The sequence below is a fragment of the Pantoea phytostimulans genome (assembly GCF_046118715.1).
GTDB lineage: Bacteria > Pseudomonadota > Gammaproteobacteria > Enterobacterales > Enterobacteriaceae > Pantoea > Pantoea phytostimulans.
This window is the reverse complement of sequence record NZ_CP173701.1, coordinates 172,701-184,755: the sequence shown is the minus strand read 5'-3', so window position 1 is coordinate 184,755 and position 12,055 is coordinate 172,701. Positions and strand designations below refer to the sequence as shown.

10 protein-coding genes and 1 pseudogene are annotated in these 12,055 nt (G+C 53.0%); 2 read left to right on the top strand and 9 right to left on the bottom strand.

The annotated features are described in order from the left end of the window. Positions 1–40: 40 nt before the first annotated feature. The gene (locus ACF2G4_RS23250) at positions 41–541 is read left to right on the top strand and encodes a lytic transglycosylase domain-containing protein (RefSeq protein ID WP_409076514.1); all 501 of its coding nucleotides are present in this window, start codon (positions 41–43) and stop codon (positions 539–541) included. Positions 542–802: 261 nt separating this feature from the next. Here ACF2G4_RS23250 and ACF2G4_RS23245 read toward each other — a convergent pair whose 3' ends face one another. The 8 genes from ACF2G4_RS23245 to ACF2G4_RS23210 all read right to left on the bottom strand — a co-directional run bounded on the left by ACF2G4_RS23245 (position 803) and on the right by ACF2G4_RS23210 (position 8,866). Continuing rightward, positions 803–1,654 (bottom strand): LPD29 domain-containing protein, encoded by an 852-nt coding sequence (locus ACF2G4_RS23245; protein ID WP_409076513.1) that lies wholly within the window; start codon positions 1,652–1,654, stop codon positions 803–805. Positions 1,655–1,719: 65 nt separating this feature from the next. After that, complete coding sequence (locus tag ACF2G4_RS23240; RefSeq protein ID WP_409076512.1) at positions 1,720–2,310, bottom strand: hypothetical protein; 591 nt, start codon at positions 2,308–2,310, stop codon at positions 1,720–1,722. Between the two features lie 682 nt (positions 2,311–2,992). Next, the gene (locus ACF2G4_RS23235) at positions 2,993–3,262 is read right to left on the bottom strand and encodes a hypothetical protein (protein ID WP_409076511.1); all 270 of its coding nucleotides are present in this window, start codon (positions 3,260–3,262) and stop codon (positions 2,993–2,995) included. Between the two features lie 1,069 nt (positions 3,263–4,331). Beyond that, on the bottom strand, positions 4,332–5,684 hold the full coding sequence (locus tag ACF2G4_RS23230) for an amidohydrolase family protein (protein ID WP_409076510.1): 1,353 nt from the start codon (positions 5,682–5,684) through the stop codon (positions 4,332–4,334). A gap of 1,083 nt (positions 5,685–6,767) precedes the next feature. After that, a complete protein-coding gene (locus ACF2G4_RS23225) occupies positions 6,768–7,046 on the bottom strand; it encodes a DUF2913 family protein (RefSeq protein ID WP_409076623.1) in 279 nt (92 codons plus the stop codon). Positions 7,047–7,524: 478 nt separating this feature from the next. Next, positions 7,525–7,716 carry a hypothetical protein gene (locus ACF2G4_RS23220; protein WP_409076509.1) on the bottom strand — a complete coding sequence of 64 codons (192 nt, stop codon included), beginning with the start codon at positions 7,714–7,716 and terminating at the stop codon, positions 7,525–7,527. 229 nt (positions 7,717–7,945) lie between these two features. After that, complete coding sequence (locus ACF2G4_RS23215) at positions 7,946–8,410, bottom strand: LysR family substrate-binding domain-containing protein (protein ID WP_409076622.1); 465 nt, start codon at positions 8,408–8,410, stop codon at positions 7,946–7,948. Between the two features lie 12 nt (positions 8,411–8,422). Then, entirely contained in the window at positions 8,423–8,866 is a 444-nt protein-coding gene (locus ACF2G4_RS23210) for a LysR family transcriptional regulator (protein WP_409076508.1), read from the bottom strand. Positions 8,867–8,993: 127 nt separating this feature from the next. Between ACF2G4_RS23210 and ACF2G4_RS23205 the strand changes: the two are divergent. Then, positions 8,994–9,869, top strand: a pseudogene (locus ACF2G4_RS23205) (MBL fold metallo-hydrolase). 625 nt (positions 9,870–10,494) lie between these two features. On the opposite strand, the gene ACF2G4_RS23200 reads toward ACF2G4_RS23205, so the two are convergent. Then, complete coding sequence (locus tag ACF2G4_RS23200; RefSeq protein WP_409076507.1) at positions 10,495–12,048, bottom strand: UbiD family decarboxylase; 1,554 nt, start codon at positions 12,046–12,048, stop codon at positions 10,495–10,497. Positions 12,049–12,055: the final 7 nt, after the last annotated feature.

Below are 12,055 nucleotides of genomic sequence, written 5' to 3'. Positions count from 1 at the left end.
GCCTGACACCTCCCCCGAACTTTTCAAATCAGGAGCCGCAATGCGTTTATTTACTTACGCTGCAGCCCTGCTGGCGACAGGCATTTTCTCCGCCAGCGTGAATGCGGACTGTTTTATTAAAGCTGGTGAATGGTATTCCATCGATCCGGACTATCTGCGCGCTATCGCCTGGCAGGAGTCACGCTATAATCCGGCAGCTGTAAATACCAACCGGACCAAAGATGGAAAACCCGGCAGCAGTGATTACGGGCTCATGCAGATTAATTCGGTCACCATGCGCCGCTTACAGAAAGAGTACCCGGGTCTCAACAAAGAAAAGCTGCTCAGCGAGCCGTGTCTGAATATTTATATTGGTGCCATGCTGCTGCGCCGTAATTTCAATCAGTACGGCACAACGTGGCTGGCGGTGGGAATGTACAACGCGGGAATGAAAAACCTGCCGGTGACCGTAACGAACCGCTATAACTATGCGATGCTGATTGACAAACATTACAAGGCCATTAAGGCTGGTACAATCCCGCGTAAGGCATTCAACGGCTAATCAGGTTTTAGTACCGTTAAGGCCCGCACCTCCTTTTATTTTTTCTGTGCCAGACAATCTTACCGCCAGTAATGAACCCTGCGCACAGAATTACCCGATCCCGGATCAATACCGGGAACGGGTAACCTGAGTAATCCTCTTTTTTTCTTACGTGTCGCCCGTTCCCGACTTCGCGCCGGTTTTTATTTATCCGTCACCGGCTTAATACCGGCGGCGGATAACAGGCAAAAAAAAGGGAACCTTCAGGCTCCCCGGTGACTGTTATTTTATTTCCGCAAGCGTTCTGTTTATCTCACCCTGCACACCCTGACTGTGCCAGAAGTAATCGCGCCCGACCCGGTAAAGCTCGCCGGTATTAAAACGCGAAAGAGTTATTTCCTCACCTTCCAGACTCCCGCCATATTTTTTAGCGATAATGTCCACTGCCTTTTGCTTCATCCCGTCCGAATAATCCCGGTCGGTAAAAATGTAGCCCACGCCACCATAAATTCGGTTGAACGGAGAGGCACAGGAAATGGACATATCCTGCATGCCGTCAAAATAACTGTCCTTGTACTTATCCGTTACGGCTTTTACTTCTTCCTCTGTCGGCCCGTCCATCCAGTTAATACTTACGCTGTCATAGCTGCGCTTACGAACCGAGAATTTAACGCCCGGAAACCTGGCCTTCAGCTCCTTACGAATATTGGATGTTACCTGCACGGCCCCTTTTTTATCCTGAGAAAGTGCCGCATATTCCGGTGCTGTTTCTAAACGCTCGCATTCATTCGCGTAAAGGCGTTCTGCCTCCTCTTTTTCCTGCTGCTTACGGCGTTCTTCTGACTCGGCATGTTTTACAATTTGCGCCGTCTCTTCCCCGCTTTTTATTTCCTGGAATATGCTCCACTGTTTTCCGTGCAGGATACTTTCTGGCAGCCCGCGTGATATTCCGCCGCTCTCAAACGCAATATCAAACGTGGCATTTCTCCCGTAAGATACGCAGCCCGAAAGCGACCCGACTGATGCCGGTTTCTGCTCACCGTGAACGGCGAACACGACGCCCCGCCCGCGATTGTAAAGAACTGTACTGACAACCTGACCGATGACCACTGCCTGCGCATTGTGCATTTTCATTTCAGTTTCCCCTTAAATCAGTTCAGACGAAAAAGCGGCCCGCCCTTCCAGGACGCGCAACGTTTTCAGAACGGGATATCGTTCAGGGTGGTATCACCGGCACCGGCAGTTACCTGATTTTTTGGCGCCGGACTGAGAGCGTTTTCCAGCGAGATAATGCCGCGTGCGACGTCACTGGCCAGGTAATAATCCAGCCCTGCGTCAGACGCTTCGTGGAAGCGATCGAAAAACTTTTTCGCCTCTTCTGCGATTACCGCAGAGGCCCGGCGAATATATTCCCGACAGGCCTCCGGCCAGGAAGCTGAGCGGTAAAAGATCTGCCCACGGCTGGCAATGAGGTATCGCCCGTCAGCGTTTTCGCCCAGGTCGTAAAGCGCCGTCATGCCCCGTCCTGAACTCGCCAGTCGCGGCAACGAGGTATGTCCGGCAGCCATCAGCGCTATGACATCTGTTTCATCAAGTAGCAGCACGTCCGCGCCATAGCTGCCGTTTCGCGCCGGATAGTGCCTGCCTGCTGTGGGCGTGACCTTTTCGCCGTTTTCGCCTGTGACGTGCCAGCGCGCGCGCAGATCTTTTGCGCTGACGCAGATTTTTGAGCCGTTAACCCATGTTTTGGGAGATTCTGGAGCGGCGGTGTTGACGTTTTGTGTGTGCATGCTGGTTCTCCTGTCAGGTGGTTAATTCATGTTTCGGTTAGTTCCTTCGCGGCAAAGGGCTGAGAAGCAACGGCAGGCAGCAGACACAAGGGCGCCGCAGGCGTGCACTTCACCCTTGTGTCTGATGAATGACGGTGCTTTGATTCGCCCGCCGCGTGGGACGTACCGCAACATGACCACCGCGCCGGAGATGAGCATGCACACACCCGACCGCAACGCGGGCGTCCTCAGCGGTCACGTCCTTTTGTGGCCAGTGAACGCGCCGGCGCCAGCCGGCTGCAGGGGTTGACCTGGCCGTTGCCATCAGACCCTAGCCGCAAGGCCCGGAACGCTTCGCGGTCCGGCGGAGCTTACCGGCTTTGCCGGTTAGCGCAGTAGGGCTTGACGACCCGGCTACGCCGGGGAGCCGAAGGGGGCCATCAGGCTGTTAATGCCGTTGACCTTTAGGAACAGGAAACCGGAGAAGCAGCTGCAGCACAGCAGCAGAACAGAGAGCAGCAGGAAGCAGAGAGAAGACCGTGAGACAGCGTCCCGTAGAAAGAAAGCGCAGGCGTAGGGAGATGACCGGTGCGTCAGCACCGGTTTTTCCCGGCCCGCAGGGCCGCCAGGCTTTTCAGGCGCGCTCAAAGCGGGCAGGATTTCTCCTGCTCCACTCTGTAGCCTGCCGGTATGATTTGCGATGTCAGCAGTCGTGATAGTATTCAGTCAGGCGTGATTTAAGTGCGCCCTGTACGCCTGACCAGATTCCCTCACCGTTTTCGCCGAACAGCTCAAGCACCATTTCTTTTGTCAGCAGCCAGGCAGCGATCACCGCCGCAGGAATTTTCGGGCGTCGCGATGACCAGTCAGTGACGGCGCGGCTTACGTGATCGGCAATGCTCAGCGCCAGCCCGTGTACCAGCTCGTAACGCTCGTTTTTTGATGCCGGGCAGCAGCGCCAGACGTTCAGCACAGGGGCGCGCAGCGTGCATTTCACCCTTGTGCTGAACGAATGAGGTTGCTACTGAAAAGCCCTCCGCGCCGGACGGACCAGGACATCAATACCGGGAGCAGAGATGAGCAGGAACGCACCCGCACGCCGAGGCGTGCGGCTACAGAACGCCGGAGCTATCTGGCGTGGTCAAGGCGCTGGCGCAGGCCAGCTGCAGGGGTGGCAGTGCGCCATCAGACCCCAGCCGCAAGGGCCGGAACGCATCTTTTTGCGGTCCGGCGGAGCTTACCGAGTTTGCCGGTTAGCGTAGTCGGGCTGAGGACCCGGCAAGGCCGGGGAGCCAGAGGGGGCCATCAAGACTTATATGCCGTTAACGTAAATGGATAGGAACAGAAAAATCGCCATGCAGTACAGCACAGCAGAAAGATAAACAGCAGCAATACGTGAAAAGAGAAGACCCTGAGTCAGCGCCCCGGAGAGAGAAAGTGCAGGCGAAGGGAAAAAGCCAGCACGCCAGCACGGGCTCTTACCGGCCCGCAGGGCCGCCCGTTTGTGGCTGCAAAGGAGAAGGCTGCGTTTTCAGCCCGGTGCTCAATGCCTTCGTTGCGAAATATCCGCAGTCCCCTTTGTGTATACTTCAGACTTCTGTTGATCTGACCCAGACGTTATTCAGATAAGCCTCAGACCCGCCCTGCATACCCTGCGGCTGTAATTCAGTCAAAAGCTCATGTGTCCATCCGTTTTCTGGCTGTCAGATTTCGCTTATCAGAACGAAAAACCGGTGGCGCTGATCGAGTAAAAATTCCCGCGCCTGCTCGCTTATTCCCGGTAGCGCAACTTCAGCGTTATAGCGGTTACATGATGTGCATTCCGCCTCAGTCGAGAGTAGATCGTTGCCCCCTTTGAAAAACTTGCACTTAAAAATTTCTGTCAGCAGTTACGCCTTGAATCAGGCATACATGTGCAACCGGCTATAGCGCTTTATCGCAGACACTTCAAATATTTTCATACACAAAGGCATGAGAGTAACCCTATGAACAATCTTTGATTTTAACGACTATGATGAGGAAATTGCGAATCAGTTTATAGGCTACTCAGAGGTACTAAGCAGCCGTCTGGCGGATTCATTTGCCTTTCTTTTGAGCAAGCCCTCATCAGGGTTCTGCATATGTCCGTCTTGTTTAATGATGTGCCCATCGACAATAACCGTCGTGACATTTTCTGGTCGTGCGGAATATAAAATCAACGCTGCCGGATCACCTCCGCCAAAACCACTCATATTCAGCGCGTCCGGGTCAATAATCTGGATATCCGCCCGCTTGCCCTGCTCCAGAGAACCGGTTACAGCCGATAGCCCCAGCGTATCGGCACCGTGCCAGGTAGCCAGCTCCAGCAACTGGCGTGCATCTGGCTGCGTTTCATCTTTTGTCGCCCCGCTCAGCGTAAGCGCCGCCAGCCGTAGCGTGGCAAACATATCTCCGCTGCCTGCAAGCGCATTACCGTCAATACCCAGTCCCTTGCGTGTTAGCGTTGAAAAGTGATCGAGACGGGTTAATCCGTAGCCGACACGCTGTTCGCTGATCGGAGTGAGTGCCAGACTACCTCCCGATTTTTTAAGTGCGATTAGTTGTTGCTGTGTGGCATCCGTGGCGTGAACTACAGTTAACGATGAATTAAGAAAGTTACGTTTTATCAGGGCGTTGAACATCGCGTCCGCGTCGCCGCTGACATGAACCTGCACAGGAAGGTTGTGCTGTTTAGCGAGCCTGAACTCTTTTTGCCGCATTGCCCAGTTTTGTTCATCCTTTAACTCACGGGGCAAACGCCATCCCAGGCCAAGCTTAACCCTGTCATCAGGCTTTTGCTGCTGCGCCAGGCTTAGCAAATGATCCATATCAATAGGGCTTTTAGTGGTTTTATCCGGCCCGCCGTAATACATCACGGCCCGAATGCCAGAGTCCTTCAGCGCTTTCAGCCCGACATCACCCCACGCAGGCCCTTTGATGTTATCGAAAAAGTCCCCGCTACTGGTTATCCCGCCTGAAAGTAACTCCACGGCGCCACTATACATCGCGATATAGATATCATCAGGCTGCATACGCGCCCCAAGCTGGTTACTGACGGGAAAGAACTTGCCATCACGGTTGCGGAACTGTCCCCGCATGGTGGTTACCCACAGGTGGGAGTGGGTATCAACAAAGCCGGGTAACACAAATTTTCCGCGAGCATTAATTACCTTTCGCCCTGCCGCTGGCAGATGGGTACCTACTGCCGCTATCTGACCTTCATGTATTAAAATATCATGGTCCGGCAAATCTTTACTGCCCGGTTTAAGCGGCATGATATAACCATTTTTAATCAGGATATCTCCTGGCAGCTGCGCGGCGAAGGGCATATTTACCGCTGACATCATCAACGCAATGAGCAAAAAGGACGTTTTCATCGTTTCTCCCGAAGCGGTTGAGCGCAAAATGAAACAATAAATGAAAATTTATTTTCATTTTAGCTCACGCGACGGATTACGCATTTCATAAACCGGAAGGTACTTTTTGGGGATCGCCCGCTGACTTAAGCAATAATGCCTCACTGATAAGCACAAAATAGCGATGACGCCGGGCCAGAAAAGACATTCGCGCCTGTTCGCTTATACAAGGATGTGCTGCCTCAACTGCATGGAGCCTACCCGGGCGGATATCAACCAACATGACAAGCTTCTGGCACACAGGATCGGGCCAAATAAAAAGTTGCGTGTTGGCATTCACCGGGGAGATGGGCCGGATGTTACTGCGTTACTGCTGCATGCGTGCGCTGAATTCTGTCCGCATTTATTTCTCTCATTCCGGCTACGCCGGCAGGTCATGTATATGCATATACAAAAAGCCATTCCGGACTCGCCGGGAAATTCTGTTGTCAGCATGGAGCGTTAACCCTTTTCATGTCAGTGATATAAACCGGCGACAGGCTATAACCTGTAGACATCATGCGACGTATCCGGTAAGCCTTGTGATCGTCACCGGCTGCGATGTCTTTCATTTACTTAAAATCGGCGTGCTTTTGCTCCATTCTTCCTTTGTCATGGTCACAAAGCTCTGGCCTAGGTAGTTGGCACTCGGCAGCCGCTTTTGCCCCTTCAACACCGGGCGCTTTATATTCGGTATCAGGAAGAGAGAAGATCTTGAGACAGCGCCCTGGAGAAAGAAAGCGCAGGCGAAGGGGGCCCGGCGTCCACAGCTGATACCCAGCGGACTCCTGGGTAGACGGGAATATTCATGGCTGCGTGGTAAATACCGGAAATAAGATTTCCCTCACTGCTGTCAGTCGCCAGCAATCGCCGCCCGACGAAGCTGCCCAGTTGCATTTTTGCAGTAAAACATTCAGGGCATCTGTATTACCGCTGATTATGGCTTTGAGCGGATGTATCTGTCGCCCGTCATCATCAAAACAGCTTTCAAGAGCATTTCTGAGCAGGCAGATGGCGTTTACCATGGGATTAAGTCTGATTTCATTGCGTCCCTGCCATTCGCTGTCATTCGCTGTCATTCAGTAAACGGTACGCCCAGCCATTTTCTTTTGCCAGGTTCATTGCGTATGTCAGGCGGAACAGGTCATTTTGCTGTTTCAGGTTACCGCTGCCGGCGTGCCAGAGATAATCCAGCTTGCTGCGCAGTCCGGCACGTACGCTTTCTGTACGTCCCACCTTCAGTAACCAGTCTATATTCTGAGCCACTTCGCGGGAAAAACGTCGCTGCCGTTTAGCCTCGGCCAGCCAGCGGGTAATAAAAAGATTTTCCTGGGCTTCAGATATTACTGTGCCATCGTGGCGGGCAATGAGAACAGCAGTCAGGGCACACCAGGCGAGGTGGGCAGCCTTATCGTCTGGAGTGCTAATGAGGACTTCCTGTTTTTACGGTACAGAATTCTGGCATTAATCCACGCATTTTTCATGGGGCAGAGCTTTGCACACTGGTATCAGTTGTAATATCAGACATACACGACATTCCGGTTCAGGGCAGGAACCCGCGTAATATCCGCTGCGGTAAAGAATAAAAAAGGTAGTGCAGGTGCAGTCAGAGTACAACAGGATACGGGCAATCAGTATTGGTAGACAGACAGCGATTTGTGGTCAGGCCGCATCCAGCCAGAAAAAGAGCATACATTGTGCCCGTTACCACGGGTCATACATAAGGGACACTTTAAGCAGTTCCCTTCAATGACGTAAATCTGACAGGCTGGTTATTTTTCGCATAAGAGATACGGGAGAAGGAACCTCTCCCGCAGGACATTTACGCGATATATTTAATGATGACAGCCGTAACGGCCCCCACAAGACCGCTCGCCATGGCAAGCGGATACCACAGGGACTCGCGGTTGAATTTGTTCGCCTCAGCATTCAGCTTCTGCGTTTCCGCCATCAGCCTGGCAATTTTAGCGTTAATATTCACGGTATCAGGTTCGTTCATATCGGTTGCAGACACCAGTCTCTTCTTTTGCGGGGTCAGGACTCAGTCCCTGAGTTTCATGCGGTTATTATACCCCAGCGGCTCGGTTTAAAGCCGGCGCGCCGTATAAAATTTGTTCTCCCTGATGCGCCAGGTTATCCCACCGGACACGGATTAGCTTTTGCGGTTGTATATGACGTTCCAGTCCATAAACGTTAATACTCATTCCGTTGCGTTGATGAGACCAGAAACCACATTTTGTGCATCAGTACAGCCCCAGAGTAGCCAGAAAACGTTTTGTCAGCGGTCTTGTTTCCTCTTTCCGCCATACGGCAAAAAGGGTGATTTCAAGCGGAAGCCAGGGGAGTGATACCAGAGCCACATTATCCGGAACAATCCGCGCAAGGCTTTTCTGTATGAATATGAAACCCAACCCGGCCTCCACACAGGCCAGCGCAGCCAGTGGGCCGCTGACTTCCAGGCAAATATTGGGGCGAAAACCGCCCTTCTGACATGCGGCGAGCAGTCGCGCCCGCGCCGGAGGATTCCGGTTTTCCTGATCGACTATCCATGGCTGGCCATTAAGATCATCAGGGCCGGGAGCCAGTAGCATTCTTTCTTTTGGCATAGCCAGTATCACAGGCTCCGTCAGGATTTTCTCCTGTTTGAACATGTCATTAACTTCAGGTGGTGTATGCAACAGAGCCAGATCAATGGCTCTTTCCCTCAGATGTTCAATCTGTTACTTTAAACGCATAGCATGCAGGCGGATATCTGCTTCATGCCCCATGCCAAGCCGTGCAATTGCCTCAGGAAGAAGCCGGGAATGGAGTGCCGCTTCTACGTAGCCTATATCCAGTCGCCCAGCGTAATCATGCGAAAGATGCCGCCCGTAATCTTTCAGGCGATCGTGATGTTGTAAAAAAGGCGTTACCTCAATAAGAAACTTCTTTCCCTCTTCTGTCAGCCGTAATCGCTTTTTCTCACGATGAAAGAGCGTAATACCTAATTCACTTTCAAGCTGCTGGATCTGTCTGCTGAGTGGAGATTGAGAAATATGAAGCCTTTCTGCTGCCTGTCCGACATGTTCGAATAAGGCAACGGTGGCAAAAGAACGCAGTAATTTTATGTCCACAACAATTTTGGTCTCAACTGAGTCGAAAATTATCATAGTCTCATCAGGCATTTAACTTCAATATCTTTAGGCCGTGACCGTAACACTGACTTGCCAGCGACTGTTACTGGCTGGTTTAAACATCACGGACCGAATGAAACTGCAAATTATAATTTTATTTTCATTAAGCGAGGACAGTATGGATACGTCACCTTTTCTTTCGCAAAAAATTGGCCATTACTCTATAACCGCAATAAGCGACGGACGAATGAAAGCCAGCCTGGGTTTACTGTCAGGAATTGATTTAACCGAGGCAGGAAAAATTCAGGAGAAGTCAGGAGTAACAGCTCCCGATGATATTCATATTTACTGCTACCTCATACGCGGACAGGGACGGGTCATACTGGTGGATTCCGGGATGGGAGGACTGAATTATGCAGGTGGTGAATTTAAAAAAAACCTTTTCTCGGCAGGCGTTAATCCAGACGATATAGATACCGTTCTTCTGACTCACGGACATCCAGACCACATCGGCGGTCTGCTGAATGAGCATGGTCAGCCTGCATACAGAAACGCTGAACTTTTCCTGAGTCGTGATGAAGCAGCATTCTGGCAGGATGAAAATAAGCTGAAACTCATGAGTGAACGTATGCAGATGACCGGGTCGCTGGTTCGCCGCACGCTGGAAGCTTATGGCACTGTGCTGCGTTTTACTGATGAAGCAGAAATCAGTGAGGGGATCAAGGCTGTAAGTCTGCCGGGACATACGCCTGGACACACCGGGTTTCTGATAAATTCATGCGATGAAAGCCTGCTGATCTGGGGTGACGTTGTGCATTATCCGCATATTCAGTCAGCCCGGCCTGAAGTTTCAATTTCATTTGACTGAGATCCAGCCCAGGCAGAGAAAACAAGAAAAACCATTCTTGAACAGGCCGTTCGTCAAAATTTACGTATTGCCGGCATGCACTTCGGTGAACCCGGGTTCGCGTATGTTTCCGGTTCTCCTGAAAGGGGGTATTTTCTGACGTCATGTTCAGAGCAGCAGAACGTCGTCCGCGGTATAACGGTATAACAACCCGCAAGCGAAAGCCGGCTACGTAAATTAATAAGGTCGTTGACATCACATCCCAGCCATAAGGCCCGAAACGCATCTTTTCACGGTCCGCCGGAGCTTACCGGCTGAGCCAGAGAGCCGGTGCGTCAGCACGGGGTTTTTCCGGCGCGCAGGGCCGCCCAGCTTTTGGGTATGCGATGCCAGCAAGACACATGGTAAAGCGGACCCAGCCCCGCACGCATTTACACGCCGCTGATGAGCACAAAAAATTTGTGTCGCTGATCAAGTAAAAATTCCCGCGCCCGCTTGTTATCCTCGGGCGCGCTGCTCCGGCTGTATAGCGATTGTAGGATGCACATTCCGTCTCAGCCATAACCTGGACGGTGTGTATCCGATGAACGGTTCTGTAAATAGCGCATGTGGATCGTCCGTCATCTCAGTTACCCCTGTGTCACTCAGATCGAACCGGCGAATACGGCGCCACGGATACAGGCATGTCGAACCTGGTTGCCAAATCGCTGCAGACTACGCACCGCGTCGACCCACCGAAGCATGGGTCTGGAAACGCTGGTGGGCTAATCCCCTAGGAAATAAAAAACCGATGACACAGATTATCGGCTTCTTTTACTCACGCGGACTATGCCTATTTCTTACCGAACAGCTCCGGGGCCCACAGGCTGGGATCGACCTCTTTAAACTGCGCGCGCACAAAATGCTCTTTCAGGTGATAGGGTACGGTGCAGTCAAAGATGGTTTTGCTGGTGGTGCCCTTCGCCGTCACGCGCGGATCGTAGAAAGGCTGCTGCGACGGGTCCAGCACGTGACCGGCGATGCCTGGCACGAACAAGGTATCAAGGTCGCCAACGTAGCGCGTTTGCATCGCCCACAGCACATCATCGGTATCGAACAGATCGACATCCTCATCCACCAGAATCACGTTCTTCAGCTCGCGGTAGACCGCCAGCGCAATCAGCGCCGCCTGGCGTGTCATGCCATCATCCCCGGCGTTGCGCTTCTGTACCTGTAATACTGCTAGGAACTTGCCGCCGCCAGCGCTGTGGGCATAAACATTTTTGACCAGTCCCGGCAGCGCGTCCTCGCACTCAATATGTATACTGGCTTCGGTGGGAATGCCCGCCAGACTGACATGCTCCTCGCCCGGCCCAACCAGGGTTTGCAGGATCGGATTTTTTCGCGTGGTGATCGCCTTGACTTTAATGACAGGGAGTGACGGATTAGCCTCACCGGTGTATCCGGGAAACTCCGGCATCGCCTTACCGGTATGGGTGTTCTGATCTTCCTCAACACGTACGTTAGGCATGATCTCTCCTTCGATCACAATCTCTGCACGGGCGATGGCGCGCTGCCTGATGCTGAGGCACTCCACCAGTTCGACCGGTTGACCGCGCAGGCCGCCCGCAACACATAACTCGTTGAAGCCAAACGGCGTGGTCGGCGCCTCAAATTCCGCGCCGATATAGATGGCAGGATCCAGCCCCATATTGATTGACACGGGCAGCGGTTTGCCTGCTGCCTCCGCTTTCTGCCGGAAAGCGTCGATATGGCGGCCCGGCGCGAAGAAAATGGAGAGTTCGTCTTTGCTCTGTACGCAGAGCCGGTGGATAGTGACGTCAACGTTGTCGCGGTCATCGGGATCGCTGCCGAGCACCAGCCCGAGGCAGAAGTAAGGGCCGGCGTCTTCGCTGGTATTGGTTGGCGCAGGCAGGATTTTACGCAGGTCAAATCCCTCATCTTCGGCGCGGTAAACCACCTCCTGACAGGGTGCCTGCGCCTGCCCTACAATCACCGGCGGCGTGACGTTTCTCCGTGCTTCCGCCATCTGGATCCCCAGTTCGCGCACCGGCGCGCCCAGCAACGCGCTGACACGCTCGCGGCTTGCCATCAGCCCTACCAGCACACGAGCTTCTGGGAAGCCCTTGATTTTATTAAACGTCATCGCCGGACCGATGCGCGTCGGACGTATTACCGTACCGCCCGCGCCGATATGGCGATAAACGCCCGCCAGTTCGGCATTGGGATCGATCTCGCGGTCAGTCTCGATATAGTGGCCCGGCAGGGTGTTCAGCAGGGCAATTGCCGAGCGCAAATCGTTGACCGGCGGCACATCCCAGCCCTGCGGATGTGGTTCGCCCGGCTTGACGACGCGATAGGTATGCGGTTTTTTCTGCGGCATCATGATTCTC

Excerpts from the sequence above, each read along its gene's own strand:
- ACF2G4_RS23200 (WP_409076507.1), bottom strand. The coding sequence starts at position 12,048 with ATGATGCCGCAGAAAAAACCGCATACCTATCGCGTCGTCAAGCCGGGC.
- ACF2G4_RS23245 (WP_409076513.1), bottom strand. The coding sequence starts at position 1,654 with ATGAAAATGCACAATGCGCAGGCAGTGGTCATCGGTCAGGTTGTCAGT.
- ACF2G4_RS23210 (WP_409076508.1), bottom strand. The coding sequence starts at position 8,866 with ATGCCTGATGAGACTATGATAATTTTCGACTCAGTTGAGACCAAAATT.
- ACF2G4_RS23250 (WP_409076514.1), top strand. The coding sequence starts at position 41 with ATGCGTTTATTTACTTACGCTGCAGCCCTGCTGGCGACAGGCATTTTC.
- ACF2G4_RS23240 (WP_409076512.1), bottom strand. The coding sequence starts at position 2,310 with ATGCACACACAAAACGTCAACACCGCCGCTCCAGAATCTCCCAAAACA.
- ACF2G4_RS23230 (WP_409076510.1), bottom strand. The coding sequence starts at position 5,684 with ATGAAAACGTCCTTTTTGCTCATTGCGTTGATGATGTCAGCGGTAAAT.